Origin of the sequence: Brachybacterium sacelli (assembly GCF_017876545.1) — a bacterium.
Classification (GTDB): Bacteria; Actinomycetota; Actinomycetes; order Actinomycetales; family Dermabacteraceae; genus Brachybacterium; species Brachybacterium sacelli.
In genome coordinates this window covers 752765-779528 of sequence record NZ_JAGIOD010000001.1, presented here as the reverse complement: position 1 = coordinate 779528, position 26764 = coordinate 752765, and the positions used below count along the sequence as shown (strand labels likewise).

26 protein-coding genes and 1 pseudogene are annotated in these 26764 nt (G+C 69.3%); 9 read left to right on the top strand and 18 right to left on the bottom strand.

What is annotated here, in order from left to right:
- Positions 1-90 precede the first annotated feature (90 nt).
- A complete protein-coding gene (locus tag JOF43_RS03420) occupies positions 91-789 on the top strand; it encodes a DJ-1/PfpI family protein (RefSeq protein WP_209899124.1) in 699 nt (232 codons plus the stop codon).
- Positions 790-880: 91 nt separating this feature from the next.
- On the opposite strand, the gene JOF43_RS03415 is transcribed toward JOF43_RS03420, so the two are convergent.
- The 8 genes from JOF43_RS03415 to JOF43_RS03380 form a co-directional block, all read right to left on the bottom strand.
- Entirely contained in the window at positions 881-1843 is a 963-nt protein-coding gene (locus JOF43_RS03415; RefSeq protein ID WP_209899121.1) for an aldo/keto reductase, read from the bottom strand.
- Between the two features lie 219 nt (positions 1844-2062).
- Entirely contained in the window at positions 2063-3214 is a 1152-nt protein-coding gene (locus tag JOF43_RS03410; protein ID WP_209899119.1) for a Gfo/Idh/MocA family protein, read from the bottom strand.
- Positions 3211-3525, bottom strand: a complete 315-nt coding sequence (locus JOF43_RS03405) for an EthD family reductase (protein WP_209899116.1) — start codon at positions 3523-3525, stop codon at positions 3211-3213. Before JOF43_RS03405 ends, JOF43_RS03410 begins: the two co-directional genes overlap by 4 nt.
- A gap of 4 nt (positions 3526-3529) precedes the next feature.
- Entirely contained in the window at positions 3530-4393 is an 864-nt protein-coding gene (locus tag JOF43_RS03400) for a phosphoenolpyruvate hydrolase family protein (protein ID WP_342592075.1), read from the bottom strand.
- Between the two features lie 13 nt (positions 4394-4406).
- Positions 4407-5627 carry a Tm-1-like ATP-binding domain-containing protein gene (locus JOF43_RS03395; protein WP_209899111.1) on the bottom strand — a complete coding sequence of 407 codons (1221 nt, stop codon included), beginning with the start codon at positions 5625-5627 and terminating at the stop codon, positions 4407-4409.
- A gap of 7 nt (positions 5628-5634) precedes the next feature.
- A complete protein-coding gene (locus tag JOF43_RS22900; protein WP_209899108.1) occupies positions 5635-6438 on the bottom strand; it encodes a carbohydrate ABC transporter permease in 804 nt (267 codons plus the stop codon).
- Between the two features lie 20 nt (positions 6439-6458).
- Positions 6459-7388, bottom strand: a complete 930-nt coding sequence (locus tag JOF43_RS03385) for a carbohydrate ABC transporter permease (protein WP_209899105.1) — start codon at positions 7386-7388, stop codon at positions 6459-6461.
- Positions 7382-8644 carry an ABC transporter substrate-binding protein gene (locus JOF43_RS03380; RefSeq protein ID WP_209899101.1) on the bottom strand — a complete coding sequence of 421 codons (1263 nt, stop codon included), beginning with the start codon at positions 8642-8644 and terminating at the stop codon, positions 7382-7384. Before JOF43_RS03380 ends, JOF43_RS03385 begins: the two co-directional genes overlap by 7 nt.
- 203 nt (positions 8645-8847) lie before the next feature.
- Between JOF43_RS03380 and JOF43_RS23260 the strand changes: the two are divergent.
- From JOF43_RS23260 to JOF43_RS03370, 3 genes and pseudogenes are all read left to right on the top strand, one after another.
- Positions 8848-9027 (top strand): annotated as a pseudogene (locus JOF43_RS23260) (helix-turn-helix domain-containing protein); the annotation flags it as partial.
- A 24-nt stretch (positions 9028-9051) separates the two neighbouring features.
- Positions 9052-10077, top strand: coding sequence for an ROK family protein (locus tag JOF43_RS03375; RefSeq protein ID WP_245354002.1), 1026 nt, complete (start codon positions 9052-9054; stop codon positions 10075-10077).
- A gap of 729 nt (positions 10078-10806) precedes the next feature.
- Positions 10807-11487 carry a DUF2306 domain-containing protein gene (locus JOF43_RS03370; RefSeq protein WP_209899094.1) on the top strand — a complete coding sequence of 227 codons (681 nt, stop codon included), beginning with the start codon at positions 10807-10809 and terminating at the stop codon, positions 11485-11487.
- Here the strand turns inward: JOF43_RS03370 and JOF43_RS03365 are convergent.
- Positions 11420-12715, bottom strand: coding sequence for an AAA family ATPase (locus JOF43_RS03365; protein ID WP_209899091.1), 1296 nt, complete (start codon positions 12713-12715; stop codon positions 11420-11422). The two genes, JOF43_RS03370 and JOF43_RS03365, sit on opposite strands and share 68 nt — an antisense overlap.
- Before the next feature lie 92 nt (positions 12716-12807).
- Positions 12808-13383, bottom strand: coding sequence for a HEAT repeat domain-containing protein (locus JOF43_RS03360; RefSeq protein WP_209899089.1), 576 nt, complete (start codon positions 13381-13383; stop codon positions 12808-12810).
- A gap of 143 nt (positions 13384-13526) precedes the next feature.
- On the opposite strand from JOF43_RS03360, the gene JOF43_RS03355 reads away from it, so the two are divergent.
- Positions 13527-14351: a sugar phosphate isomerase/epimerase family protein gene (locus tag JOF43_RS03355; RefSeq protein ID WP_209899085.1), complete on the top strand. Its 825-nt coding sequence runs from the start codon at positions 13527-13529 to the stop codon at positions 14349-14351.
- A gap of 28 nt (positions 14352-14379) precedes the next feature.
- Here JOF43_RS03355 and JOF43_RS03350 read toward each other — a convergent pair whose 3' ends face one another.
- Entirely contained in the window at positions 14380-15090 is a 711-nt protein-coding gene (locus JOF43_RS03350) for an ArsR/SmtB family transcription factor (RefSeq protein ID WP_209899082.1), read from the bottom strand.
- A 30-nt stretch (positions 15091-15120) separates the two neighbouring features.
- On the opposite strand from JOF43_RS03350, the gene JOF43_RS03345 reads away from it, so the two are divergent.
- Positions 15121-16386, top strand: a complete 1266-nt coding sequence (locus JOF43_RS03345; protein ID WP_209899079.1) for an MFS transporter — start codon at positions 15121-15123, stop codon at positions 16384-16386.
- A 37-nt stretch (positions 16387-16423) separates the two neighbouring features.
- On the opposite strand, the gene JOF43_RS03340 is transcribed toward JOF43_RS03345, so the two are convergent.
- Genes JOF43_RS03340 through JOF43_RS03330 form a run of 3 tightly spaced genes read right to left on the bottom strand, consistent with a single transcriptional unit; the run spans position 16424 to position 18285 of the window.
- On the bottom strand, positions 16424-17158 hold the full coding sequence (locus tag JOF43_RS03340; protein ID WP_209899076.1) for a phosphotransferase enzyme family protein: 735 nt from the start codon (positions 17156-17158) through the stop codon (positions 16424-16426).
- The gene (locus JOF43_RS03335; RefSeq protein ID WP_209899073.1) at positions 17151-17804 is read right to left on the bottom strand and encodes an HAD family hydrolase; all 654 of its coding nucleotides are present in this window, start codon (positions 17802-17804) and stop codon (positions 17151-17153) included. Before JOF43_RS03335 ends, JOF43_RS03340 begins: the two co-directional genes overlap by 8 nt.
- A 10-nt stretch (positions 17805-17814) precedes the next feature.
- On the bottom strand, positions 17815-18285 hold the full coding sequence (locus JOF43_RS03330; protein WP_209899070.1) for a nuclear transport factor 2 family protein: 471 nt from the start codon (positions 18283-18285) through the stop codon (positions 17815-17817).
- Positions 18286-18446: 161 nt separating this feature from the next.
- On the opposite strand from JOF43_RS03330, the gene JOF43_RS03325 reads away from it, so the two are divergent.
- Positions 18447-20915 carry a family 78 glycoside hydrolase catalytic domain gene (locus JOF43_RS03325; RefSeq protein WP_209899067.1) on the top strand — a complete coding sequence of 823 codons (2469 nt, stop codon included), beginning with the start codon at positions 18447-18449 and terminating at the stop codon, positions 20913-20915.
- Between the two features lie 18 nt (positions 20916-20933).
- Here the strand turns inward: JOF43_RS03325 and JOF43_RS03320 are convergent, their stop codons facing one another.
- The 4 genes from JOF43_RS03320 to JOF43_RS03305 all read right to left on the bottom strand — a co-directional run bounded on the left by JOF43_RS03320 (position 20934) and on the right by JOF43_RS03305 (position 24355).
- Positions 20934-21728 (bottom strand): ABC transporter permease, encoded by a 795-nt coding sequence (locus JOF43_RS03320; RefSeq protein WP_209899064.1) that lies wholly within the window; start codon positions 21726-21728, stop codon positions 20934-20936.
- Complete coding sequence (locus tag JOF43_RS03315; protein ID WP_209899061.1) at positions 21725-22564, bottom strand: ABC transporter permease; 840 nt, start codon at positions 22562-22564, stop codon at positions 21725-21727. Before JOF43_RS03315 ends, JOF43_RS03320 begins: the two co-directional genes overlap by 4 nt.
- Positions 22561-23589 (bottom strand): ABC transporter ATP-binding protein, encoded by a 1029-nt coding sequence (locus JOF43_RS03310; RefSeq protein ID WP_209899058.1) that lies wholly within the window; start codon positions 23587-23589, stop codon positions 22561-22563. Before JOF43_RS03310 ends, JOF43_RS03315 begins: the two co-directional genes overlap by 4 nt.
- A gap of 235 nt (positions 23590-23824) precedes the next feature.
- Positions 23825-24355 carry a GNAT family N-acetyltransferase gene (locus tag JOF43_RS03305; protein WP_209899055.1) on the bottom strand — a complete coding sequence of 177 codons (531 nt, stop codon included), beginning with the start codon at positions 24353-24355 and terminating at the stop codon, positions 23825-23827.
- Positions 24356-24509: 154 nt separating this feature from the next.
- Here JOF43_RS03305 and JOF43_RS03300 point away from each other — a divergent pair, with 154 nt between their 5' ends.
- Both JOF43_RS03300 and JOF43_RS03295 read left to right on the top strand, forming a co-directional pair.
- The gene (locus tag JOF43_RS03300) at positions 24510-25775 is read left to right on the top strand and encodes a metal-dependent hydrolase family protein (RefSeq protein ID WP_209899052.1); all 1266 of its coding nucleotides are present in this window, start codon (positions 24510-24512) and stop codon (positions 25773-25775) included.
- Positions 25776-25824: 49 nt separating this feature from the next.
- Positions 25825-26556, top strand: a complete 732-nt coding sequence (locus JOF43_RS03295; RefSeq protein WP_209899049.1) for a phosphotransferase family protein — start codon at positions 25825-25827, stop codon at positions 26554-26556.
- Positions 26557-26764: the final 208 nt, after the last annotated feature.

Below are 26764 nucleotides of genomic sequence, written 5' to 3'. Positions count from 1 at the left end.
ACACCACCCATCGTGCAGTCCAGGGGCCCGTTCCTTCATCCCATACGCCGTGACCACAACGTCATGACCCGCAACATCTAGAGTCGCTCCATGAGCGAGGTACAGGTCGTCGCGCCGCTTTTCCCGGACGTCACGCAGTTGGATCTCACGGGCCCGATCCAGGTCCTCTCTCGACTGCCGGGAGCTCGGATCTCGCTGGCCTGGCACGAGGTCGCCCCTGTCGGCACGGATTCGGGATTCTCGATCCTTCCCACCACCACCTTCGAGGACGCGCCCCAGGCAGACATCCTCCTGGTCCCCGGGGGACAGGGCGCGTTCGCGCTGATGGACGACGCGGCGGCGCTGGACGCCCTGCGCCGGCAGGCAGCCGGTGCCCGCCTCGTCACCAGCGTCTGCACGGGCTCCTTCGTCCTCGGGGCGGCCGGCCTGCTGCGCGGCAAGCGCGCCACAACGCACTGGGCCTCCCTCCCGCTGCTCGAGATCCTGGGGGCGATCCCGGTCCAGGAGCGCGTGGTCCGGGACGGCCACCTCCTGACCGGCGGCGGCGTCACCAGCGGCATCGATCTGGCGCTGACCGTGGCCGCGCAGTGGTACGGGGCGGACACCGCCCGACGCATCCAGCTGGGGATCGAGTACGACCCGCATCCGCCGTTCGACGCCGGGACCCCGGAGAGTCCCGGCGCCGACCCGGACCAGGTCGCGCGCACGCTCGAGAAGGTCCGACGGGGTCGCGGGCCGATCGTCGAGCGCGCCGCGGCGCGGCTGCCGGGGGCGCCGGACAGATACTGACCCGGGAATGCACCTGCCTCGCGTCAGCAGTCCCGGGCGCTGAACCGGACCTCAGCGCCGGACGCGGCCGGCCCCGTGACCGAGCACGTGGTCACCAGGCGTACGCCTCCGGAGCCGGGCCGCCCGGGCCCGGGAAGATCTCGTCGAGCACGGCGAGGTCCTCGTCCGACAGTGAGATGTCGACGGCGGCGATCGCGGAGTCGAGCTGATCCATCGTGCGCGGACCGATGATCGGTCCCAGCACACCGGGGCGATGCAGCAACCACGCGAGGGCGGCCTGACCGGGGGCGAGGTCCCGCTCATTGCAGAAGGTCTCCCAGCGGTCCAGCTGCTCCGTGAGGTCCGCGGGATCGTGGCGACGATCGGCGGTGCCGCGGCGCACGCCCTTCTCGGAGCGGCCACCGAGCTTGCCGCCCGAAAGAGGCGACCAGGCGATGACGCCCATCCCGTAGTGCTCGGCGGCGGGGAGCACCTCCAGCTCGACGTCCCGGGAGAACAAGTTGTACAGCGACTGCTCGGAGACGAGTCCCAGCGAGTGGCGGGCGCGGGCGGATTCGTTCGCCTGGGCGAGGTGCCAGCCGGCGAAGTTCGAGGAGCCCACGTAACTGATCTTCCCCTGCGCGACCAGCAGCTCCATGGCCTGCCAGATCTCCTCCCAGGGGGCGGAGCGGTCCACGTGGTGCATCTGGTAGAGGTCGATGTGATCGGTCTGCAGGCGGCGCAGGGACTCGTCCACGGCGCGACGGATGTTCAGGGCCGACAGCCCGCGATCGTTGGCGCCTGGCCCCATCTCACCGAACACCTTGGTGGCCAGCACGATCTCGTCCCGTCGGCCGGACCGCGAGAGCCAGCGGCCCACGATCTCCTCGGTCCAGCCCCGGTGCTCCTTCCCGCCGTACACGTTCGCGGTGTCGAAGAAGGTGACGCCCTGTTCGAGTGCGCGGTCCATGATCGCGAAGGCGTCCTCCTCCGCGGTGTGGGGGCCGAAGTTCATGGTGCCGAGGACGAGCCGGGAGACGGTCGCTCCGGTGCGTCCGAGCTGGGAGTACTGCATCTCTGATCACTCCTCGTGGTCGGCGGTGTCGCGGGAGGGCGACCGGGGCCCGCCGCGGGAAAGCGTACGTCCAGGATCAGGCGGCGGCCAGGGGGCCTGCGGCGCCGGGATCGGCTCCTCGTCCACCATGTCGGCGACGAGCATTCCGAACACTGGCCCCATGACGACACCGAGGACACCGAAGAAGCCTGGTTGCTCATCCTTGTCGTCGGTTGGTCCTCAGCAGAGACGCGGCACGTCGATGCGCGCTCCATCACTCATCGCTGACTCGTGCGCGCACATGCCCGGGAGGGTCCACTCGGCGGCGCGCACACTGTCGATCCGGGAACGTCGGCCCTCTGTGATCGCAGTGACGAACTCGTCGACCAGGTACGGGTGGGATCCGCCGTGCCCGGCGCCGACACTCACTGGTTCGGCCATGCCGGGAAGCTGGATCACGGTGTCGTGGACGAACGTGTGAAGCTCTTCGGTGAGTTGGTCCAGCTTGTCGGGGGGCTCGACCTCGCTGACCTCCGTCCGATTTCCGCGTCCGCCTTCGACGGGGCCGCTCATCGTGTGCACGAGCATCGGTCCCTCCTGTTCGGTGGGCCATTCGAGACCCATGCGGCTGCCGTAGAGCCAGAACCCCTCGAGGTACTCGCGTGCCGTGCGGAAGAAGGACATCTGCACGTCGGCGATGACGTCGCTGTTCCTCAGGCGAAAGGCGCCGACCTCCGTCGGAAAGGGATTGTCGAAGCCGCCGGCGGCGCGCGTCGCCTCGTCGAGGTGACCCGACCCGTGAGCGGTAACGCTCTCCACGCTGGTGCCGAGCAGGGCGAGGGCCGGGGAGAGCGCGTGCGTGAGGTAGTGCATCGGGGGAAAGCCCTGCCAGTAGCTCGGGAAGCCGTCGAGATTCTGGATGTGCACACCGCGATAGAAGGTCACGTCCCCGAGGGCTCCCTCGCGGTACAGAGCGTCTGCCCAGCGGAACTCGCGCCCGTAGACCGATGTCTCCATCATCATGTAGCGCATGCCGGTGCGCCGTTCGGTCTCGATCAGGCGCTCCAGATCCTCCCGCGTGGTCGCGGCGGGCACCGCGCAGGCGCAGTGCTTGCCAGCCTCCAGGACCCGGATGGCGTACTCGGCGTGGAACGGCACCGGAGCGAGGATGTGGACGGCGTCGATCTGGTCGTCCAGGAGTGCCTCATCGATGCCGCGGTACCCCTGCGTCACGCCGTACCTGGCGGCGACCTCGGCGCGTCGCGCGTCGTCCGGCTCCACGAGGACGACGCGGGACACCGCCGGGTGGCTGAGGTAGATCGGCACGAACTTCTGGCCGAAGCCGAGTCCGAGCACCGCGATGCACAGCCCGTTGTCGGGAGGTGTGGTCATGAGGGATCGACCTCCTGCTCTTCTCCACGGAGGAACTGGACGGGCTGCGTCGCGAACGACGCGACATCCGCGCGGGCGGCCGCGCCCTCGGGCGAGGAGAGCATCCTGTTCATCGCGGCCTCGTCCTCGGTGCACAGATCCGCGACCAGGATCCACGGCGAGGGATCGCCGGGCTCGTCGTCGAGCCAGTGCAGTCTCCACCGGCGAAGTTCCTTCATCTTCTTCGCCAGGGGGACGTGGTGCTCCAGGTAATGCTGTCTGAAGGCCGTGGGATCCGGGGGCATCGGGTAGAGAATGGTCATTCTGTACATGGGGTCAGCTCCTGGTCCCGGGATCGGTGCTCTCCGGACCGTCCGGGAGCGGAATGTGGGTGAACCGGCGCATGTGCTCGACCATCGAGCGCTCCGTGGGGAGGCGTTCCATGCTCGAGGCGCCGAGGAAGCCGTCGATGCCGGGAACATCGTGCAGGATCTCCTCGGCCTCGTCGGGCCCGTGGATCGGGCCGCCATGGCAGATCACGAGCGCGTCCGGGCGCTCGAGCCGGGCCGCTCGGGCGATGTCGGCGATCGCTGCCTTGCAGTCGGCCATGCTCCGAGCCGTCTGGGCCCCGATCATCCCCGCTGTCGTCAGACCCATGTGTGCCACGAGGACGTCCGCACCCGCCTGCGCCATCGTGCGGGCCTCGTGGGGGTCGGAGACGTAGGTCGCGGTGAAGAGGTCCAGCTCTCGAGCCGCCGCGATCATCGAGGCCTCCTTGGGAAAGCCCAGTCCTGTCTCCTCCAGGTTCGCGCGGATCGCTCCCTCGAACAGGCAGACCGTCGGATAGTTCTGCACGCCGGCGAATCCCGCGTCCTTGATCTCGCGGAGGAAGCGAGGCATGGATCTGAAGGGGTCCGTGCCGCAGACTCCTGCGACTACGGGGATCGTCTCGACCACGGGCAGGATCTCGGCTCCCATGTCCATCACGATCTGGTTCGCGTCCCCGTAGGGCATGAGGCCCGCCATCGAGCTCCGCCCCGCCATGCGGAACTTCCCCGAGTTGTAGACGACGATGAAATCCAGTCCCGCGGCCTCCGAACACTTGGCGCTGAGACCGATTCCTGCACCGCCTCCGATGATGGGGCGACCTGACGACACTTTCGCGCGCAACTGATCGATGATGTCTGTCCGAGTATTCACGGATGACTGCCTTTCACTGTGAGGTGATGTCTGCGAAGGAGGTGGCGAGAAGCTCCGCGAAGCGGGAGTCCTCGATAGCGAGGTCGTGGACATGCAGGTGCGCCGGCTCGCGCAGCTCGGCACGCAAGGTGTCGATGAAAGCGGCGTCCGCTGCGGGATCGTGGAAGGGGCCGCCCGGCTCGGAGATCTGGGAGAACCCGCGGGCTGGGATCTCTATCGAGACCGCGCCGAGCGAGGAATTGACCCGGGCGGCCATTCTCCGACCGAGCTCCGCGTTCTCGTCGGGGCTGGTGCGTACGAGCGTGACGTTCGGGTTGTGCGCCATCATCTGCCGGTCGGCCAGACGCTCCGGGATCGTGTCCATCGGGCCGAAGTTCACGACGTCGAGCGCGCCCGAGCTCATCACCTGCGCGATCCCGCGCCGACCGGCCGCGGTCAGACGGTCCGCGCCCGCGGAGCAGACGCCGCCGACGAGGTCGTCCGCGAGCTCTGTGGTGGTCACATCGATGGTCGCGCCGATCACTCCGTCGTCGATCATCGCCTCCATACCGGCACCGCCAACACCTGTCGCGTGGAAGACCAGAGCTTCCCAGCCCTCGGCTTCGACCTGCGCCCGGACGGCGGCCACGCACCGGGTGGTGATCCCGAACATGCTGAGCGCGACGCGGCGCCTGTGGGTCTGGCCCGCGGCCACGGGTGTTCCTCGGACCATGCCCGCCATCGCGTCGACGGCTCGTGCGAGCATCCCGCTCGAGACCGTGTTGAGCCCCTCGATGTCGACCACGGGGTACATCATCGTCAGATCCCGCGCGACGACGTACGGGCGCGTGTCCCCCGCCGCGATGGTGCTGACCAGCATTTTCGGGACCCCGACGGGAAGGTTCTCCGTGATCCTCGCCATCACATACCCGGCGTTGGAGCCGCCGACCATCAGCACGCCCGAGACGCGCTTCGTCCGGACGAGCTCCGCGATGAGTCGGCTGGCCCCGTCGGCCATCGTCTGGATCGCCGCATTGCGATCGTGGGAGGAGACGAGTTCCGCGATGGTCGCACCTGCGGAGCGCGCAACGGCATCCCGCGGGACGTCCGGTGCGATCCCTGGTTCTCCGAGCACACCGACGTCGATCAGGAGGGAACGGACTCCCGTGGCCTCGAGCCGCGCGCACATCGCGCCGTACTCGGCGGGCTTGGTGTCGAGTGACCCCACGAGGGCCACTGTGGGAGCAGGTGTCATGTCATCCTCATTTCACGGCGCCCAGGGAGAGCCCGTTGATCAGTCGCCGCTGCGTGAAGAGGAAGACGACGAGAAGCGGCAGCGCGGTGAGGACCGCGAGCGCCATCAACGAGTTCCAGTTCGCGGAGTATTGGGAGTTCTGCTGAGCGAGCAGCCCACTGACCGGAAGCACAGTGCCTTCAGGCAGGAAGTTGATCGCATACACGAACTCTCCCCAGGCTGTGATGAAGATGATGGCGCCCACAGTGAATATTCCGTTGGTCAACATCGGGATCGTCAACCGGAAGAACGTCTGCACCGAGCTCGCCCCGTCGATGCGCGCCGCCTCGTACAGGACGTTCGGAATCGCGAGGACGAAGGGCCGCAAGACGATGATCGCGTAGGGCAACAAGAGAGCGAGATCGGCAAGGATCAGGCCTGATAGCGTCCCTATGACATGCCAGTTCGCGAGGACGCTGAACAGAGGGATGACGGTCATCGGCTGCGGCACCATCTGAAGTATCAGGAGGAGGGCCAGGCCGATGGTCGCCACCCTGTTCCACACCGGATCTGCATGGCGGGAGAGCGCATATGCCGCGGGGACACCGATGACGAGCACCAGCACGGTGACGCCGACGGTGATCTGCAGCGACGTGAGGATCGCGCCGAACCCATCGCCGATGACCGCCTGAAAGGTCTCGAGGGTGGGCCGGAAGAAGATCGAGTTCGGATTCTTGAGGACGGCATTGTTCGTCTTGAACGCTGTCAGGATGACCCAGACGAGCGGGAGAAGGTAGGCCAGGCCGAGAGCGGCCGCGAGGACCGTGAACACACGCTTGAGCGGGCGAGAGATCATGATGTCTCCTCGTTCTTCACGGTGCGAACATAGGGGACTGCGAAGACGAGGACGACCATCATCGAGACCACCGCAATCGTCGCTCCGGTGGACATGTCGAAGTTCGTGAACGCCGTGTAGTAAGCGAGCACCGGCAGCGTGTTCGTCGACGTCCCGGGCCCCCCTTGGGTCATCACGTAGAAGAAGTCGAAGGACCGGAATGCGTACAGCACCGTGATGACGGCGAGGATCCACAACGTGGGCCGCAACAGGGGCAGGACTATTCTCCAGCGCGTCGTCCAGAAGCCCGCCCCATCGATCGCTGCGGCTTCGATGAGTTCTGGGTTCACTGCCAAGAGGCCGCCGCGCATGATCAGGATCGAGAACGGGAGGGACGCCCAAGCCACCACTGCTGAGACGCTCCACAGTGCGAGGGCCGGGTCACTCAGCCAGTTCACGGGCGAAAGTCCGAACAGGCCGAGTATGGCGTTGATCGTGCCGGTGTCATCGAGGAGGAAGCGCCATACGCTGCCGCTGACGAGCGGTGGCAACGCCCATACGAAGACGAGGATGCCGAGGACGACGGTCGCCGTGCGCCCGGCCGTCGAGAGCACGGTGGCTGCGATGAATCCGAGCACCAGGTTGGATACCACGAGGATCGCGCACAGCGCTATCGTGCGAAGCATCGCCTTCCAGGTCTCGGTGTCCCCGAGGACGTCGACGAAGTTACGGAGCCCGGCGAAGGACCAGTGCCCAACGATCTCTGCCGGCCCGACTTCGCTGAGAGACATCTGCACGAGGACGACGAGGGGCCAGAGGGCGAACGCTGCCAGGATCAGCACCGCGGGCAGGAGGTACCCGATCGGCTGGGAACGGAGCAGTGGCAATAGTCGTCGTCCGGCTGCTCGGCGGGTGCCGCCGTGGCGATGGGGCGTGTCCGTCAGCACGAGCCGCCCCCGTCCGCCCGCGCGGCGGCGATCTCGTCGACCGCGCTGCGTGCGCCCTCGTCACTTGATAGCTGGCCGGAGACCACGCCGCTCACGGCTTCGCCGAGGGCTCGCTGCATGTCGGCAGTGCGTTCGTTGTCCGGCCACCGGGCTTGGTGTCGGGAGGCCTCGACGAAGGGTGCGACGTCGGCATCCCCTGCGAGCTGCTCGGAGGAGGCGACATCGGCGCGCACGGGGATGGACCCGGCGATCTTGTTGACGGCGCGCGCTCCGCGCGCGGAGAGGAAGGCGGATTCGATGAAGCTCCACGCGATGTCGGGGTACTTCGTCTGGGCGCCGATGGCGATTCCCTCTCCTCCGGGGTACACCTGGCTCGTTCCCCCGTCCGGCGCGGGATACCGAGCGGTCTCGAACGTGAAGCCCGATTCACGAGCGTTACCCAGATTCCAGTTGCCGTTCAGGGCGAAGGCGTACCGCCCCGTCATGAATTGCTGCCAAGCATCGGTCTGCGACCAGGTGGCGGTAGCCTGCGGTAGCCAACCCTCGTCCCGCCATCGGGCAAGACGACGGAAGGCGTCCTCTACGGCGGGCCCGCGAAAGTTGCAGTAGTCGATCCCGAGGCCGAGAAGCTGGGGAGCGAACAGCCATGCCCCTTCCATGTCCGGTGAGCCGGCCATGGCGAGCGGATCGAAGGTACCCCTATCCGCCACCTTCTGCATCGCGCTCTCGAGGGCGGAGAGCGTTTTGGGCACCGCCTCCACTCCCGCATCCTCGAGGGCATCAGTGTGGGCGTACATGCCGATGAGATTCGTGTAGGGAAGCAGGTTGTAGACGCGGCCGTCGTTGCGCCAGGCCGTGGCCTCGGGGAACTGGCTACTATCCGAAAACGTCTCCCACTCCTCGGTGATGTCCTTCATGACGCCTGCGGCGCGCAGGACGGGAAAGTCCACCACGATGTTGTTCATGAGCAGGTCGGGTCCGTTGCCGATCGAGACTGATGCCAACAGTTTCTGCGCTTGCTGCTCGCCCACCACGTCGATGAGTGCGATCCGCGTCCGCGGGTTCGCCTTCTCGAAGCGTGCGACCTCGTCCTCGAGCCACGCCTTCTGCTGGCCTTGGTAGTAGTGCCACATCCGCAGAGTCGTCACGCCGTTGCCATCTGTGCCAGCCGGCACGCTCTGCAGGGCGCAGCTGCTGCTCCCGAGGGCGAGCAGTGAGCTCGCCGCCACGCCCTGGAGTGCCGTGCGTCGCCGCATGGGAGCTCACCTTCCTTGCGATCGCTGTCCGGGTGGCTAGAGCTTCTGGGCTCCGGGCGTCGAGTGACCCGGATCATAATGGCGATCGTAGGCACCATTATGGCGAGCGTCAACAGAAAGCGGCCGGGGCGCTAGGCTTGGCGCCTCGGCGTCGTCGCGAGGCACGACGATGACGATCCGCCAGCCGTACCGGGGGGAGTTCGATGTCCATGGGTCACGTTGCGCCGGCGCAGCAGCCCCGGCCACCCGCCACGATGGAGCGCAGCGGTGAGGTGCTCGCGCACCTTCGTGCAGGAGGCGGCAGCACGATCAGTCGGCTTGCCGCGGACCTGGGCATCGCGCGCTCGACCGTCCGCCAACGGCTCCTCCACCTCGCTGCCGAGGGACTGGTCGAGGACGGCCCGGCGATGTCGGGTCACCGTGGCCGCCCGGCCCAGCTCGTCAGCTTCGCGTCGGGCCGGCACGTGGTGCTCGCGATGCATGTGGGGCTCACCGGGTCACGGGTGGCGGTGGCGAGCCTGGAAGGGGTGATCATCGACGAGTGCCTGGTCGAGACCCCCGTTTCAGCGGGGCCATCGGCGGTTCTGGACGAGCTCTTCCGCACGCTGGAGGGGATGCGCGCGAGAGCCATGCCGCGCTCGATCGTCGCGGGCGTGGGTTTGGCGTTGCCGAGCCCGAGCGAGCTCATGGACTTCGGGCCGACGGGGAGTATCTCAGGAGCCCCGTGGGACGAGGAGTCCGTGCTCCAGCAGGTGAGAGACAGGTTTCAGGCCCCCGCGCTGCTCGACCGCGATGTGAGCGTCATGGCCCGCGCCGAGTACGCGCGCCTGGATCCGGCGCCGGATGTCTTCGCGTGCGTCAAACTTGGGACCTTGATCGACGCGGCCATCCTCGTCGACGGTCACCCCCTGCGCGGCGCCGGCAACCTGGCAGGGCAGATCGGACACCTCAAGATCGCGGGATCCGATGCCATGTGCAGCTGTGGCGGGAGAGGGTGCCTCAACGCGGTCGCCTCCGGCGATGCGCTGGTGCGACAGATGCGTGCCGCCGGAGTCGCGGTGGATCACGTGCGCGATCTCGTGGCACTCGTAGATCAGGGTCACGGGCAGGCCGTCGGCGCGATACGGGAGGCCGGGGTCCACATCGGTCAGGCCCTCGCGTCCTTGGTGACGCTCTTGGGGCCGGGGTCCATCATGACGTGGGGCTACCTCTCGGATACGGGGAGCTCGCTGTCCGCGGGAATTCGTGCGGGGCTCTATGCGGACGCCCTCCCGCGCTCCAGCGCGCAGGTCAGGATCGACCAGGCGACGCTCGGAGACCTGACGGGCGTCCAGGGAGCTGTGTCGATGGCGACCGAAGAGCTGCTCAGGCCGACCGTTGTGGATCGGTATCTCACGAGCGGCTCCTGGCTGGCGGCCCTTCCCGATGGGTGAGCCACCTGGGGCCGACGTCACGCTCCCTCTCGATGGCACGAATTACGCGCTCCTCACCAGCGCCCTCAGCAAGCGCGCAGCCAGAAGGGATCTCACGACCGCGCCGCAGTCCCCATCGAGGGCAACAAGTGTCCTTCAGAGAATTCACACGGCCAGTTCGACCGTGTTCCCGGTTGGTCGCTGCCCCGTTCCGGATTCCCGCCCTGGCCGTCGTGGGGCACCTGACTCGACACGCGGTGAGACAGACGGCTGCTCGTGGTCTTGGCGACCGCTCTGCCGAGCTAGTTCCGCGTGTCGTCAATATCCTGGCGGTGGGTGGTTCGGCGCCCATCGGGACGGGACGGGCCTGACGCACCGGTCCTCTGGAACGTTGGCGAGCATCGGCAACGCGACGGTCGCGCGGATCTGGCGCGGGCGCGGGACCCAGTGCTGGCGGCCCGAGGGGGCTCGGATCTTCGCTAGGGGCCGGCCCGGTGGCGGTTGCTCTGCCGGTAAGTCGCTGCGGCTCCTGTGACGCGCAAGCGGCCCGGGCGAGGTCGACCTCGAGCGCGGGACGTTCGCGCGACGCCCTACGCGGCGCGACGTACCCTCCCCGTCGCTGTCTGCGACAGCCTGCGTACGGGACTCTCAGCCTCCTGCACGACGCGCGACATCGCTGTTCGGCGAAGACTTGCCGGGACCGTCGGCGCCGTGGGCGTCGACCGCCGCTCGTCGACACAGGAGGCCGGAATGCGAAGCCGGACCGGATGGCTGCTGCTCGTGGTCGCGATCGGATTCAGCGTCGGGCTCGCATTCCCGTATCTGGGCCTGGATCGTGCGGACAGCCGGCTCGAAGTGCAGGCCGCCGTGGAGTACGCCCTCCTGGTGGTGCACATCGCCACGGCGGCGTTGGCGCTCGTGCTCGGACCCTTGCAGTTCATCCCGAGGATTCGACGACGCCGACGGATCCACCGCACGATCGGGCGCGCCTATCTCCTCCTCGGCGTCGCGCCGTCGGCCCTCTGCGCGATACCGGTCGCGATCTGGTCGGGCCGCCTGCTCACCCAGATCGGACTGACCACCGCGGCCGTGCTGTGGGTGATCACAGGAGTGCTCGCGTACCGCGCGGCCCGCCGGAGGGATTTCGCCGCGCACCGGGCCTGGATGATGCGTAACTACGCGCTGACGTTCCTCGCCGTCACGTCGCGCCTGCTCACTCCGCTGCTCCTGTTGGCGCAGATTCCTCTCACCGACGCCGACCCGGCGAGTCTCGGTGACCGCGCGGCCTCGATGATCCCGGTGGGCCAGACTCTGGGCTGGATCCTCAACCTGATCATCGTCGAGATCGTCCTGCGACGCGGGCTCAGTACTGGTCGTACAGCGCGAGCTCCTCGGCCGTCGGCACCTGCAGCTTCGTCCGGTACTCGGTGAAGTGCTCGCGGAGCATCGGGGGCTCCTCCCGCCGCCGCGCACTCGCACGGCGCAGCAGCTCCTCGTCATCGGCATCCAGGAAGCGCAGGGCGACCCGCGCGCCGAGCGCTCGCGCCTCGGTCCGCAGCTGGTCGCGCTCCTCGCGCCCCCAGGTGCCCCATTCGACGACCACGGACACTCCCTGAGCGAGTAGCTCCCGGCCGATCTGCCACTGCAGCTGCTCGATGCGGTCGCGCAGTTCCTCCTGCCAGAGCGAGACGTCCAGCAGCTCCAGCCAGTCGTCGGGGCTGAGACGGAAAGCCCCGGTGGCCTCGACGATCCGGTCCGCCTCGGTGGTCTTCCCGCTGCCGGGCAGGCCGCAGAGGATCGTGAGGGTGGGCCGCGGCGCATCAGGCCTGCGGCGATGGGTCATGAGAGCCCGGACCTGCTGCAGCCAGCCGATCCCCAGCAGCTTCCCCTCGGGCAGATCGTCCTCGCGGTCCCAGCGCCAGGTCGTCGCGAGCGCCCGAGTGAGGATCCGGCAGTCCTCGAGCAGTGCGGCGTCGACAGCCGGGTAGTGCGCTGCGACCTGCGCGGGGGCGTGGGCGAGATCGAACTCGACCGGGCCGATGCAGCACGTCTCGAGGTCGATGAACAGCGGACCGTCGGCTGTTTCGAGCACGTTGCCGGGGTGGGGCTCGCCGTGCAGGAACTGTTGCCCGCCCCGCCCGGCGATCTCCGCCGAGAGGTCGGCGATGGTCTCGCGGAGGAAGGTGCGGTCGGGGCCGGCCAGGCCCGGGGTGAGCCCCGGGTCGTCCAGCAGGGCGAGCGCGGAGGCGACACGTTCGGTGAAGTGAGGCAACTCGAGGTCCACCGCGCGCATCCCGGCGTGCAGCTGCGTCAGGGCCGCGGCGTACTCGGCCGCGGGCAGGACCCGGTACTCGTCGGGCGCGTGGTGGGTCCACAGCGTGATCTCGAAGCCGTCGCGCCTCTGCACCTGAGGTGGGGTGCGGGGGTCGAGCGCGCCGACGGGTGCTCCGACCTCCGCGAGGCACAGGGCCCGCTCGACCTCGGCCTGAGCGCCTCCCTGGGCGGCAGGCCCGATGCGAGCGACCAGGTCGCAGGGCAGCAGGTGCACGGTGAGCTTGTTGGAGTCGTGGAGGTCGATGACCCGCTCCACCTCGAGGCCGAAGGACCTCACGAGGTCCGCGGCGGCTCGACGGGCACGGGTGGCCGCAGTGGTGTGCACGCGTCGACAGTAGGGCCGACCGTCGGGGCGTGCAACGCAGTTCCCGGCGACCGACTGTGCTCGGCGCGGGGGTGCCCGGCCGGGCCGCGAGATCACGTCACGGGCCGGTCCAGCCGTGCCTCCATCCGTTCGAGCGCTCGCTCCGCAGCGCGTACGACCGTGGGATCCTCGTGGTGGACAGCGGTGAGGACCGACGGGGCGTGCTCGATCTCGCCGACGGCGCCGAGGGCACGCAGGGACTCCACCCGGACACGCGGCACCGCATCGCCCTCCGCGCAGCGGGCGCACTCCGGTGCGGCAGAACCCACCTCATAGCGGGCGACGACCTTCGCGCACATCTCCCGCACCCTCCAGGCCTCATCGGCCAGCCCTTGCTCGACGGCGAGGGTCGCGACCGGGTCCCACGAGTGCAGCAGCGTGCGGGCCGCCCAGACACGGGGCCAATGGTCGAGTCCTCGGCCGGACCAGGAGTCAGGGTCGCCCCAGCCCGTCCAGGCCTTCCCGGCGATCCATCGGGCATCATGGCGATCCTGGTCGGTGAGGTCGAGCGCGCCGACGAGGATCTCGGCGCACCAGCTTGCGAGCTCTCTCACGCCGAGGGCTCGTGCCGCTGCGTGGGCCCTGACGGGTGGTGTCGCAGCAGCGACATCGGCCGCGTCGGGGGTCATGGGGCGAGGGTACGCGGGCCCGTCCCGCCCCACGGAGTCACCGTAGCGGGGGTGTCGGATGGTTTCCCGCGCCACCCCGTCACGACATGATGGAGGTCTGTCGCGCGGGGTTCGTTCCCGGCACCTCGATCACAGGAGATCCCATGGCTCATGCCCTCGACCCCGCCAAGGCCCTGCACACCTGGTCGCTGTTCAGGACGATGGGCCGTTACGTCGCGCCGGGCTCCGCGCCGTCGGGCGTCCTGACCGAGCACGACAGCGCTGACGGCCTGCCCCTGCTCGAGCTGCCCGGACAGCTCGCCGCGCACGGCTTCGTCAGCGCCCAGCTGTGCCACTTCTACCTGCCCCGCACTGAGGCCTCCTATCTCGCGGAGCTGCGCGACGCTTTCGACACCGCGGGAGTGGACCTCGAATGCTTCCTCGTCGACGACGGGGACGTGATCCACCCCGAGCAGGGGGAGGAGCAGCAGCGGTGGCTGTCGGGCTGGATCGACGTCGCCGAGCAGCTCGGCGCGCCGAGGGTGCGGGTGCCCGCCGGCGACCAGGAGCCGACGGACGAGACGCTCGCACTGAGCGCCCGTCGGTTGCGTGCGCTCGCGACGTCCCACCCGGACATCCGAGTGATCACCGAGAACTGGAAGTCACTCCTCGTGGACGCAGCCACCACGCGACGGCTGCTCGACCAGGTCGACGGCGAGGTCGGGCTCCTGATCGACACCGGGAACTGGGGCGGGGACGACAAGTACGAGCAGATCGCTGCCGTCGCGGGCGAGGCGGAGTGCTCCCAGGTCAAGGCGCGCGAGATCTCACCCGGCGTGCTCGACGAGGAGGACCTCACCCGCTCGCTGAGCGTGCTGCAGGATGTCGGGTACGCGGGCCGGATCTCCCTGGTCTACGCCGGCACGGACGACGACGAATGGGCTCGGCTCGACCAGATGCACGAGATCGCGCGGGACGTCACCGGATGAGCGGCGCACGTCGAAGCTCATTGGATCATCACTCGTCGGAAAGGGGGAGTACGGCCCCCATGACGAGATAGGGAGCCCGAGGGCCGGCGGAGTGCTCCGAGTCGTCCGCGCTGAGCGCGGCCTCGAGCGCCTCGTGGACATGACGTTGAGCGATCTCGGCCTGACGGCGATCGAGCCAGAGCACGGAGTCCGCGAAGACGAGCGGCTCTCCACGTCGGGTCTTCGTCGGGAGCAGATCGGTGGTCCAGACCTCTCCGGCGCTGTTGCGGGCGATGATGCGGTCGTGGTGCGGGGCGTCGCGTAGAGCCGTCGTGTATGCGCGTGCGAGATCGTCCAGCAGCGGGCGTCCGTAGGCGTCGACGCGGTGACGCAGATCGTCGTATTGCATTGCAGACATCGGCACCCGGTAGCCGTCGTAGCTCGAGCGGTACACCTTGATGGCACGCCCCGTGCGGGGTCGTTCCTCGACCACGCGCAACAGGCCGGCGTCAGTCATCCGCCGCACTCGGTACAGCAGGGAGTTCGCCGTGACCCCCAATTCCCCGGCGACCTCGCTCACTGTCGCTTCGCGCGCCAGGAACGGCCGGATGAACCGCACACGACGCGGATCGGCGAGGATCGCGACCTGGGCAGGATCCGTCACCGTGTGCAGGGATTCGACATCGATGTCGTCCCACGGGGCGCGGCCCGGACGTACTGACTCGTCCGCAGGCCGGCTAGGTGAATTCTGCTCTCCCATTTCACCCAGGGTAGGCGTGAAGGTCTCACCATGCCCAGACCTCCGCGGCAGTCGCCCCACGAATATCGTCCCCGAAGCCTCTTGTGGGACGGGCGCATCGCCCTGGTCTGGGGAGCTGGTCTCGTAGCCTGGCTCGGGAACCACGCCCTCTTCGTGGTGCTCCCCTTCGTCGTCTTCGACAGCACGGGATCACCGGCCGCGACTGCGCTCACGGTGCTCTCCGCCGCCCTACCCCCTGTCCTGCTCGGGCAGGTGGCCGGTGTGGTCAGTGACAGGTGGGACCGGCGCCGGATCCTTCTCGGAGCGAACCTCGCCCTGATGATCCTTACGCTCGGGTATCTCGCGGTCGAGGCGTGGCCGTGGATCGCCGCGCTGTCGTTCGTGCGCAACTGTTTCGGCCAGCTGGTCGGCCCCTCCGAGCATGCTCTCCTGCCGGAGCTCGCGCCCACGGACCGCCTCGGAGAGATTGCAAGCCTCAACACGCTCAACAACTCTCTCGCCCGGTTGGTGGGGCCGGCGGTAGGCGGCACGATGCTCGCCATGGCCGGCTTCCCTGCCGCGATCTGGACCGTGGCGGTGTGCCATGGCCTCTCCGCCTTGCTGGTCGCCGCGGTCGATCACCGGCGTCCATCGACGGAGAGCTGTGCTGCTCGACCGGGCATGATCGCGCAATGGCGAGATGGCGCGGCATTGGTGAGCCGTCATCCGGCTCTCCGTGCGCTGGTGCCGGTCGTCGCGTTGATGGCATTGGGAGAAGGCTTTGTCTCCGCCCTACTGGCGCCTTTCGCCCGCGAGCTTCTGAATGCCGGACCGGACGCCCTGGGCTGGATCCTGTCGGCCCAGGCCGTTGGCGGGGTCCTCGGCTCCCTCTGGGCGACCTGGGTCGCCGACCGGCGCGATGCGTTCCCATTGCTCGTGTCCGCGGCATTCACCGCGGGGGTCCTGCTGCTCGCAGTTTTCACCTACCCGCATGTGCATCCGGTCCTCTGGCCGGCCGTGGTGCTCACGGCGCTCGCCGGAGCGCCGTTCGCGGTGGTCGCCGCGATGCAGGGGACACTGCTGCAGACTCAGAGTCCATCGGTGCTGAGGGGTCGGGTGTTCAGCGTGTTCTGGGGGATTGCGTCGGTGGTTCAGATCGCCGCGATCGGCCTGGCCGGGGTGCTTGCCGAGCGCGTCGGCAGTGGGGTCATCGTGGCCGATGCGATCGCGTACCTCGCCGCGGGAGTGGTAGGCATCATGGCAGTGCGTCGACTCCGCGATGACCCTCGTCGTCGGGACCTGAACGACATGTCGTGACTGCTTCTCGTCGTCGATGTCATCGATGAGATCGAGGTCAGTCTATGAAGGCGCTGCGTGCTGCCACGCGCATGGTCGGCAGCAGGTCTCGCCAGCGACCTGGCCAACCTTGTGCTACCCAGCTCGCATGGGGCTCGTGGCCCCGCTCGCCGAGCCACTCCACCTCGTCGATTGCCAGCTCGTGGCGGCGCACGGCCACGTCGACGATGTCGAGCGGACCGGACCAGCCGTAACCTTCCAGCAGGGCGGCGGCGCGCTCGCGACGAAGAGCTGCCTCCACTGCCGTGACCTGCAGCCCTGTCGGGTCGACATCGATGGGTGTCGTCCAGAGGAGAGCGTAGGCGAGGTCGGCGACCGGGGCGCCTGGTCTGGCGGCGTCCCAGTCGAACAGCCCGACCGCCCGCCCATCGATCCACGCGACATTGCCGGGCTTCGGGTCGCCGTGGCAGATAGTCGATGCCGAACCGTGGGGGACAGACCACTGCGCGTCGGCGGGCGGGGTCCACCCACGTGTTGCGTCGTGGATCCTGCGTAGGAGCCGGCCCAGAGATCGTGCACCGTCGGCGGAGACCCCGTCGGGCCAGGCCCCGTCTCCGCCGAGTCCTGGAACCAGGCTCACGTATTCGAAGCGGTCGTCGATGCCCCGAGGCTCCGGCACCGGGAGGTCCTGCTCGCGGAGGTGCCTCAGGAGGGCATGCACCGTCTCGGTCCATGGCTTCCGTGGGCGGCGGACCGTGTCTCCGTCGATCCGGACCTCCCGCGGCTCAGGCATGGTCGGCTCCGTCGAGCTCTGCGATCAGGTCGAGCACCTCGACGGTCGTCGGGGCGGATGCCGTCGGGCGTTCCCCGCCCGTCCAGTCCCGGCCGTGGTCGACCCATCCGGTGCGTAGGCCTGCGGAGCGACCGCCGGCGATGCAGGCCTCGGCCTGGTCGCCGACAATCCAGGGCACGCGGTCGGTCGAGAAACCCTGCACGGCGACGGCGAAGATCTCGGGCGCAGGCTTCTTCACGCCGACCGCCTGCGAGATCACGACCCGATCGGTCGCAGCGTCCAGCCCGTTCAGCTCCACTTTTCGGGTCTGCTGCTCGACGGTGCCGTTGGTGAGGATCACGAGCGTGTGGCCGGCGGATCGAAGGTCCCGCAGGCGGTCCATGACACCGTCGTAGCAGCGCACGAAAGGGACATGGTCCAGCAGGAGGGTCTGTACAAGATCGTCCCGGGTGGTCGCGAGGCCGAGGCGGTCGATGAGGCCGTCGGCGAGCACCGCCCGGTGCGTGTAGCCGTGCGCATCGGTCTCGAGCAACCACTCCAGGTCTGTCCTGTCGCCCCGGTGCTGAGCGACGAACGGCTCCGCCCACCGGGAAAAGGCGCGGTCACGATCGACCAGAGTGTTGTCGAGGTCGAGGAGGAGCAGCATGGGCTCGAGCCTAGTGATGGCCCTCGTCGACACCGCGCGTGAGCAGGTGCGCGTTCTCCTGGTAGGTGGCGGTGAGCGTGACGTGGCTGAACCGCCAGCCGACCTCGGTGCGCACCGCGCGATTGTCGTAGAAGCCGACGACCAGCCAACGGTTCGACTCGTCGCCGACGTTCTCGTTCGCCGTCCAGTGCTCGGCGCGCACGTGGGCGTGCGCCGTCGCGTGGTCGCCGTCGATGTCGACGACATGGCCCGTGATGGCGTGGTGCGTCGCGAGGAATGGCTCGAAGGACACCCGGAGGACCTCGACGTAGTCATCCAGCGGGGCCTGCATGGGAGGGATCCCGGCGACGGACTCGAAGTCGAGGGTGATGGGGTCGGTGTGGACGAGGCGGGGCAGCTCCTCGAAACTCTTCATGTCTGCGATATCGGCGTACCTGCCGAAGAGTTCGATGATCTCCGCGCGATCGGTCTCTGAGCTCATAGGAGCCTCCTTCGTCGGGCGTGTGCTCGAGGATGACAACGGAAAACCAATGTAGACATCGCCAACAGTGTTGTCAATGACTACATGTGTGAGCAGGGCGGGAGGCGGCCGCCTGCTAGCCTTCCTGAGTCGTTTCATGACGAGCGAAGGGGCGGCGCCCGATGCCGGTGAGGACACGCCCGAGTGGTCTTCTGCTGAACCTCCAGGAGCGCGCGTCGGGCGTCCGCGGGGAGGCGGCACGGTTCTCCTGGATCGTGCCGATGGTCGGGGACGCCCTGCAGCGCAGCTACCGCCTGCAGATCGCCGATGCCCCTGCGTTCGATGCCCCGCTGTGGGACTCGGGCGTGGTCCTCTCCGCGGAATCGACCGGGGTGCTGGTGGAGGGGCTGCCCCTGGGCCCCTCCACCCCGTACTGGTGGCGCGTGCAGGTCAGCACCACAGAACCCGGGGACTGGTCCCGTCCGTCGTCCTTCATGAGCGCCCCGGACCGGTGGGATGCCACGCCGATATGGGCCGACGTCTCCGCACCCTGGGCCCTGCTGCGCACGGAGGTCGCGCTTCCCCGTGCCCCGATCCGGGCGGCCTTCGTCGAGGCGCTCGGTCTCTCGCCCGAGGGCGGTCCTGGTGGAGCGGCCGGCCCGCGCGGCGGGCGCCAGCACGTCTACAAGCTGTGGGTCAACGGGCAGGTCACCGGCCACGGGAGCGTGCGCAGCCCGGATCACCGGCCTCGTCTGCACACTCATGACGTCACCTCTGCGTTGCGGCCCGGTCCCAACGCCCTCGCGGCCCTCGCCTGGGCTCAGGAGGGTCGTCAGTTCGCGGCCCGTCTCGTCGTGATCCTCGAGGACGGCACTCGGCTCGAGCACGTCACCGTTCCGGAGACCTGGCGCGCCCTCCCGGGAGATCGGCTCCTGCCGGGGGATCGGAACATCGGCGGCGGGTGGTACTTCGCCCCCGCCGAGGACTGGGACCTGCGCGAAGAGCCCGTCGGATGGACGCTGCCAGGGTTCGACGATTCCAGCTGGGCCCCGGCGAGCGCCGCCCCGCCCCTGCCCGACCCGCCGGCTGCTGCGACCGTGAACCTCGAGCAGGTGCATGGCGAGAAAGTGGATCTGTTCGAGCTCGAGTACGGGATCTGGTCCTTCGACCTGGGACGAGAGATCGTCGGCGGTCTGCGCGTGGAGTGCGCCGGCCGCAGCGGGACCCGGGTCGAGGTGCGCCTGGGCGAGCAGCGCGATGCGGGTGGGCGGGTGATCTCCTCGCTGCCCACCGGGAACGTGTACGAGGAGACCTGGACCCTCCGCGAGGGCGCCCAGACGGTCGAGCACTGGGGATATCGCGCCTTCCGCTACGGCGAGCTGTGCCTGCTCGATGGGCAGGTCGAGGAGCTGCAGGTCACCCCCGTGATCCTGCGCAGCGCCCCGCAGCACACGGGGAGGTTCTACTCGTCCGAGCCGGATCTGGATCGCGTCCACGAGCTGTGCCGGTACTCGATCGAGGCCACCTCCCTGGACCTCTATCTCGACACCCCCGCCCGCGAGCGCGGGCCCTACGAGGGTGACGCCTATGTCAACCAGCGCTCCCAGTACGCTTGCGAGCGCAGCTATGCGCTGGCCCGCGCCTCCACCGAGTTCCTCACCCGCCGGCCCACCTGGCCCGCCGAGTACCACCTCATGCCCGTGCTGACCGCCTGGGAGGACTACCTCGCCACCGGGGACGACGCCCAGCTGCGCTCCGATCTCGACCTGTGGCGGCGCGCGAACTACGACCGACACCTGCGGGCCGACGGACTGATCCACAAGGAGCCCGGCCCGTCGAGCGCCTGGGACGCCGACCTCGTGGACTGGCCGCAGAGCTGCCGCGACGACTTCGAGTTCACCTCCGCCAACACCGTGCTGAATGCCTTCCAGGCCGCCGCGCACGAGACCCTCGCGAAGATCTGCACGGTGCTGGGTCGTCGCAGCGAGGCCGACCACCACGCCGCGCTCGGGGCACGGATGCGCGAGGGGATCGAGACCCTCCTGGTGCGCGAGGACGGCACCTACCGCGACGGCCTCGGCACCGAGCACGCCTCCCAGCACGCGAGCGCGATCCCCGTCGCCCTGGGCCTGGCACCCCCGGATCGCCACGACGAGCTCGGGGACTTCCTGGCCGGGCGCGGCATGCGCATGAGCGTGTACGGCGCTCAGTTCCTGTTGGATGCACTGTTCACCCTGGGCCGCGCCGAGGAGGCGCATGCACTGATGACGTCTCGCGTGGGGCGGGGCTGGTTGCATCTCCTCGACGATCTGGGCGCGAGCATCGTCCCGGAGGCCTGGGATCCCTCCCTCAAACCGAACATGACCTGCTCCCACGCCTGGGGCACGGCGCCCGTGAACGTCATCGCCCGCTGGGTGCTCGGCGTGCGCGCCGTCGCTCCGGGTGCCGCCCGGCTCGAGATCACCCCGCAGCCCGGTCCGCTCACCTACATGGACGGCACGGTCCCGACGATCCGCGGGGACGTCCGGATTCGCTACGACCAGGGGGAGCAGCTGCTCGAGGTGCGGATCCCCGCGAACACCTCCGCCCGGGTCCGGTGCGGATCCGTGGAGCGGGAGATCGGTCCGGGAGCCTCCCGCTTCGAGGTGTGAGACGGCTGCGTCGCGACCTCAGCTGCTCGCGCTGTCGTAGCGCCGGATCACGAGTCGCCAGTGCACGGCCGTGAGTGCGCTCCCGATCCCCGCCACCATCGACCCGCCGAGCACAGGACCGCCCAGGTCACCACCCAGCAGCACCTGCGCCGGCAGGGTGGCCAGCAGCAGTGAGGGCACCAGCGTCGTGAAGCCGAGCAGCGGCAGGCGCCGGAACGCCGCCCGCGGGTACTGCCCGGACTCGCGCAGGGCACCGATGATGTCCTGCACGGGCTCGGCCGAAGCCCACCAGAAGGACAGGAAGCTCGCGTTGACCCAGAACAGCGACCACGCGACGACGCCGAGGACCATGAGCACCAGGCTGCCGAGGACGCCGCCGATCGACGGCACCTCGCCGGCCGTCCCCAGCGCACCGAGCACCAGCGCCACTCCCACCAGCAGCCGCGTCGCCTCCGCGGGGCGCACCCAGCGCAGGGTCAGGGCGAGGAACGCGGGGATCGGCCGGATCAGCAGGAGGTCGAGCTCCCCGGTGCGCACTGCCGCGTCCAGGCGCAGCAGATTCGGGCCGAGCACGGTGTCCAGTGCGGCGGTCGCGATCGTGAACAGGCCCACCACCAGCACGGCCGTGGATTCGTCCCACCCGCTGGCTGTGGTCCGGGCGGTCTGGGCGAGGACCAGCGCGGGCACCAGGGAGATCGCCACGTCCACCAGGGCGCCGAGCGCGATGAGGACCGTCTGGGTGCGGAACTGCAGGTCGCGGCTGATCGCTTGGCGCCAGCACGCCAGCCACCACGACGCGAGGCGGCCGATCATGCCCCGGCCGCCTCGTAGCGTCGCACGCCCCGCGACCACACCAGGGCGAGCACCGCGAGCGCGGCACCGGTCCATCCCAGCAGCGCGAGCCAGTCCGCGAGCTCGGCGGTGCCGGAGCCGGTGAGGACCTCGAGCGGGTACGCGAGGGTGAAACGGAAGGGCTGGAAACGCACGGCGTCCTGCACCCCGGCCGGCAGCAGCATCAGCGGGACGACCGCCCCGGACAGCAGCCGCTGGGCGAGGGTCACGATCCCCTGCACGCCCTCGACGTCCTCGAACCAGAACGCCAGGCAGCCGACGAGCACATCGAGCACGAAGCCGAGGACCGCCGCGCAGATCACGGCGGCCAGCGCCGCGGCCCAGAGGGCCGGATCCGCCGGCAGGCGCACCTGCCGATGGACCACGAGCCCGAGCGCGGCGACCATCGGCAGCAGGACGAGGAGCTTCACCGCCTTCTCCGCCAGATTGTTGGCCACGAGATGGGCGAGGGCCGGGCACGGCCGCACCAGCCAGATCGAGAGGCCGCCGGTGCGGATGTCCTCGGCGAGGAAGGACGCCGTCCAGCTCGAGGTGACCATGGAGACCACCGCGACCAGCACGAACCAGGTGACGATCCGGTCCGCAGGCACCGGCGGGGTCGCACCGCGGGCGATCGCGCCGGTCCACACCAGAAGGGAGACGACGGGCGGGGCGACCGCCCCGAGCTGGAGCAGCACCACCCAGGCCCGATTCGTCAGCGTCACCGTGAGGTCCCGCCCGAACAGCGCCAGGCCGGTGGCCAACAGCGTGCGAGAGGACCCGACCGGGCGCGGCGACGCGGCGGTCATCGAGCTCATCGCTGCCCCCGCTCCGCGCCCGCACCGGCCTGCTCGGAGTACGCGCGAGCCATCACCGCCTCCAGGTCGACCTCCTGCACGCTCAGGTCTCGGAGGCCGCCGAGGGCGAGGACCGAGGCCACGGCGTCCTCGAGCTCCTCCTCCGACGCCTCGAGGCCGATGGTGCGCGGATCGAGCAGCCGCGCCCCCGCCGGCAGATCCTCGGGTCGCAGCGGATTCTCGACCACAGCGCGGATCAGCCGCCGGGGAGCGATCCGCGCCCGCAGCCCGGCGACGTCCCCGTCGAACGTGAGATGCCCGCCGGAGACGAGCAGGATCCGGCGGCACAGCGCTTCCACGTCGTCCATGTCATGGCTGGTCAGCACCACCGTGGTGCCGAGCGCTTCATTGGTGCGCGCGAGCATCCCCCGCAGCGCCTGCTTCGCGGTGACGTCGAGCCCGATGGTCGGCTCGTCGGCGAACAGCAGGCGAGGAGAATGCAGCAGCGACAGGGCGAGCTCGCACCGCATGCGCTCGCCGAGGCTGAGGCGACGCACGGGGACGTCGAGCACCTCGGACAGCGACAGGACCTCGGTGAGCTCGCCGACGCGGCGGCGGTACGTCGGCCCGTCCAGGGCGTACATCGCCTTGTGCACGAGCATCGAGTCGACCGTGGGAACGTCCCACCACAGCATCGACTTCTGCCCGAACACCACGGCGATCGACTGCAGGAACTCGGCGCGGCGCCGCGCGGGCTCGTGCCCGAGCACACTCACCGTGCCGGCGGTGGGGCGGACGAGACCGCAGCACAGCTTGACCACGGTGGTCTTGCCGGCACCGTTGGGCCCCAGCAGTCCCACGAACTCGCCGGGGGCGACCTCGAGATCGAGCGGGGCCAGCGCCAGGCGTTCTTCGGTGCGGCGGTGCGCGAAGGCTCTCAGCGCACCGTGAATACCAGGATCCTGGTGGTGGCGGCGGTAGGACTTCGACAGGGACTCGGCCCGGATGACGGGTTCGGACGTGACGGGATGACGAGCAGGGGGCATGATGCGCCTTTGATCTCTGAGCGCGCGGCAGTGCCGCGATGACCGGGAGAAATGCCAGCGTTGCCGCCGGCCGGCGCATCATCCGGCCCCCCGCACGTCTCCGTGGGCAGGGGGTGGGACGGGGCGGACCTAGCGGCCCGCGTTACTTCGCGTCATCAGATGCACGGGGTCGATGCTACGTCGGTCCCCGGTGCGAGTCCACGGACTTTCCGCGCTCAGCGCTCGAGGTGGCCCCTCAGAGACGACCGGCCTCGAGCCGGCCGCCGGTGAGCGGCTTCATCATCCACCGGGCCCGATCGGCGACGTGATGCTCCTCGTGGTGCTCGTCGATCCAGGTATAGCGGTCGAGGTAGTCCTGACCGGTGTCCACGTAGCCGAGCCGCAGGTAGAGCCGCTTCGGCCGCGGGTCACCGACGCCCAGACCGAGCGTGTGATGACCGCGCTCCCGGGCCCCGTGCTCGAGCAGGCCGAGCATCTGCGTCCCGATCCCGTGGGACTGGAGCACTGGGGGCCACACCTGGAGCCCGTTCGCCTCCGGGCATCGGGGTACCTCGCTCGCCGCGCACCCGTCCCAGCGGAGCTCGCAGGTGCCGACGATGGCGCCCGGCTCCTGCCGGCAGGCGGCCAGGTAGTACGTGCTGGTCCCGGCCTCCTGGTGAGAGAACCTCATCGCATGGGTCCGACTGTTGCCGGTGGGTGCCCAGGCCTCCAGCACGGCCAGGTCGGCGCCCGTGCACGGGCGGAGGAACACGTCGCAGTTCTGCACGCCACTCATCCTCCGCGACCGCGCGGAGCGGGGCCAGGGATTTTGCCGGCAACCTGGGGGAGGGCGACCGGGCCCGGGTCGCCGGCGCCGGCGACCCTGACTGATTACTCGGGAGTAGAGTGCCGGACGCAGTGTCACGAGACGGGAGTTCACAGTGAGCGGCACGATCAGGATCGAGAACGTCACAGTCTTCGACAGCCGGGCGGGGCAGAACACCGGACCGTACGACGTCGAGATCGCCGAGGGCACGATCCGTTCGCTCGAGTCACCGGGCGATGCACGGCCGACGGGCCCCGCTGCGGCGACAGTGATCGACGGGACCGGCAGAACCTTGATCCCGGGCCTGATCGACGCCCACTGGCATGCCGCCTTCGCCTCGATCGCGCCGGGCGCGGCGATGTCGGGCGATGCCGGGTACTTGTTCGCCACGGCCGTCGTGGGCGCCCGGAGTGCTCTCCAGCGCGGATTCACGACGGTCCGCGATCTGGGCGGGCCGACGCACGGGCTGAAGAAGGCGATCGACGACGGCATCACGCCCGGCCCCCGCATCCACCCCTCGGGAGCGTTCATCTCGCAGAGCGGCGGGCACGGTGACTTCCGCATGCCGCACGAGGTGCCCCGAGGCGTGTCCGGCCACCTCAGCCACAGTGAGACGGCCGGTGCGGCCGTGATCGCCGATGGTGAGGCCGAGGTGCTGCGCGCTTCCCGGGAAGTGCTCCGACAGGGCGCCTCGCAGCTGAAGCTCATGGCAGGCGGCGGGGTGGCCTCCCACTACGACCCGCTGGACGTCTCGCAGTACACGGTCACCGAAATGCGAGCAGCGGTCTCGGCCGCAGAGAACTGGGGGACCTACGTGACCGTGCACGCGTACACGCCCCGGGCGATCCGGACGGCGGTGGAGGCCGGGGTGCGATGCATCGAGCACGGTCATCTCATCGACGAGGAGACCGCCGCGCTCCTGGCCGAGCACGACGTGTGGTGGTGCCTGCAGCCCTTCCTGGACGACGAGGACGCGGTGCCGATGACCGGGCCCAACAAGCGCAAGCAGCTGGCGATGGTCGCCGGCACCGACCGTGCTTACCAGCTCGCCATCGACCACGGCATCAAGGTCGCGTTCGGCACCGACACCCTCTTCGACGCGAAACTGGCCACGCGGCAGGGCGCTCAGCTGGCGAAGCTCACCCGCTGGTACACCCCGGCGCAGGCGCTCCAGCAGGCGACGCTGCACAACGCGGAGCTGCTCCAGCTCTCCGGTGAGCGGAACCCCTATCCCGGGACGTTCGGCGTCGTCGAGGAGGGGGCGGTCGCCGACCTCGTGCTCGTCGACGGCGACCCCCTCGCGGACATCTCGCTGCTGTCCCGCCCCGACGAAGCCTTCACGACGATCCTGAAGGGCGGGTGCCCCGTCGAGCGCGATTGAGACCGGAAAAGCCGTAGCGTGGGGGCGTGCGGGTGGGCAGGATGGCCCCATGGACGTGCCGCTGGAAGGTGGGAACACGACGGTGGGGGTGGTCCGTGTCGGGGGAACCGTGCGGCGCCCCAGAGGATCGAGGTCCGAGTTCGCCGCCGCCGCGGTGACCTGGTTGAACGCTCATGATTTCCCGTATGTCGCGCGCTACTTCGGGATCGATGCCCAGAGGCGTGACACCTTCGAGTACATCGAGGGGGAGACCACGGAGCATCCCGTGCAGCGCGACGAGCGGTCGTACGCCGCGATGGGCGGAATCCTCCGCGAGCTCCATGACCTCACGACGCGCCGTGATGCCTCGGGTTCCGCCACGGCCCTGCTCCACGGCGACCCCGGCCCCTTCAATGTGGTCTGCCGCGACGGGATGCCCGTCGCCCTCATCGACTGGGACTCCTCCCGCGTGGGTGAGCCCCTCGACGACTTCGGCTACGCCGCCTGGACCTGGTGCGCCGGGGACCACGGCGGGACCACCGCTGCCGAGCAGGCCGCGCGGCTGCGTGCCTTCCGCGACGCCTACGACCCGACGATGACGGCTGACGGCGTGCTCGGTGCCATCGGGAGGGCGCAGCAGAGCATCATCACTGCCGAGACGGCGGTTCTCGACGACCCCCGACGGGAGGCCGGACGCCGTGGCCACGCCGAGCGCGCCATCGGCTGGGCGGAGTCGGACCGTCGCTACCTCACCCGGCACCTGCGCGAGTTCGCGGACGCGTTGGGGGGCCCGAGAGAGTGACAGGTCCGGGTCCCTCGGACTTCGTCGACCAAAAGCCGACGTGTGCATTCCACCGGGGCGACTGCGAGCCCGTCTCCATCCAGGTATCCCGTCCCCGATCCGGGGCTTGACCTGCGATCACGTGGAGCGCTTCGGGGGCTGCTCGCCGCCCAGGTTCTCGGTCGGTGTCACCCTTTTGACATCACCTCTACGACGTGGGAATAATCTC

What these genes read in the sequence shown, in the direction of transcription:
- JOF43_RS03420 (WP_209899124.1), top strand. Translation starts at nt 91, where the DNA reads ATGAGCGAGGTACAGGTCGTCGCGCCGCTTTTCCCGGACGTCACGCAG.
- JOF43_RS03415 (WP_209899121.1), bottom strand. Translation starts at nt 1,843, where the DNA reads ATGCAGTACTCCCAGCTCGGACGCACCGGAGCGACCGTCTCCCGGCTC.
- JOF43_RS03410 (WP_209899119.1), bottom strand. Translation starts at nt 3,214, where the DNA reads ATGACCACACCTCCCGACAACGGGCTGTGCATCGCGGTGCTCGGACTC.
- JOF43_RS03405 (WP_209899116.1), bottom strand. Translation starts at nt 3,525, where the DNA reads ATGTACAGAATGACCATTCTCTACCCGATGCCCCCGGATCCCACGGCC.
- JOF43_RS03395 (WP_209899111.1), bottom strand. Translation starts at nt 5,627, where the DNA reads ATGACACCTGCTCCCACAGTGGCCCTCGTGGGGTCACTCGACACCAAG.
- JOF43_RS03380 (WP_209899101.1), bottom strand. Translation starts at nt 8,644, where the DNA reads ATGCGGCGACGCACGGCACTCCAGGGCGTGGCGGCGAGCTCACTGCTC.
- JOF43_RS03375 (WP_245354002.1), top strand. Translation starts at nt 9,052, where the DNA reads ATGTCGGGTCACCGTGGCCGCCCGGCCCAGCTCGTCAGCTTCGCGTCG.
- JOF43_RS03370 (WP_209899094.1), top strand. Translation starts at nt 10,807, where the DNA reads ATGCGAAGCCGGACCGGATGGCTGCTGCTCGTGGTCGCGATCGGATTC.
- JOF43_RS03360 (WP_209899089.1), bottom strand. Translation starts at nt 13,383, where the DNA reads ATGACCCCCGACGCGGCCGATGTCGCTGCTGCGACACCACCCGTCAGG.
- JOF43_RS03355 (WP_209899085.1), top strand. Translation starts at nt 13,527, where the DNA reads ATGGCTCATGCCCTCGACCCCGCCAAGGCCCTGCACACCTGGTCGCTG.
- JOF43_RS03350 (WP_209899082.1), bottom strand. Translation starts at nt 15,090, where the DNA reads ATGGGAGAGCAGAATTCACCTAGCCGGCCTGCGGACGAGTCAGTACGT.
- JOF43_RS03345 (WP_209899079.1), top strand. Translation starts at nt 15,121, where the DNA reads ATGCCCAGACCTCCGCGGCAGTCGCCCCACGAATATCGTCCCCGAAGC.
- JOF43_RS03340 (WP_209899076.1), bottom strand. Translation starts at nt 17,158, where the DNA reads ATGCCTGAGCCGCGGGAGGTCCGGATCGACGGAGACACGGTCCGCCGC.
- JOF43_RS03335 (WP_209899073.1), bottom strand. Translation starts at nt 17,804, where the DNA reads ATGCTGCTCCTCCTCGACCTCGACAACACTCTGGTCGATCGTGACCGC.
- JOF43_RS03330 (WP_209899070.1), bottom strand. Translation starts at nt 18,285, where the DNA reads ATGAGCTCAGAGACCGATCGCGCGGAGATCATCGAACTCTTCGGCAGG.
- JOF43_RS03325 (WP_209899067.1), top strand. Translation starts at nt 18,447, where the DNA reads ATGCCGGTGAGGACACGCCCGAGTGGTCTTCTGCTGAACCTCCAGGAG.
- JOF43_RS03320 (WP_209899064.1), bottom strand. Translation starts at nt 21,728, where the DNA reads ATGATCGGCCGCCTCGCGTCGTGGTGGCTGGCGTGCTGGCGCCAAGCG.
- JOF43_RS03315 (WP_209899061.1), bottom strand. Translation starts at nt 22,564, where the DNA reads ATGAGCTCGATGACCGCCGCGTCGCCGCGCCCGGTCGGGTCCTCTCGC.
- JOF43_RS03310 (WP_209899058.1), bottom strand. Translation starts at nt 23,589, where the DNA reads ATGCCCCCTGCTCGTCATCCCGTCACGTCCGAACCCGTCATCCGGGCC.
- JOF43_RS03295 (WP_209899049.1), top strand. Translation starts at nt 25,825, where the DNA reads ATGGACGTGCCGCTGGAAGGTGGGAACACGACGGTGGGGGTGGTCCGT.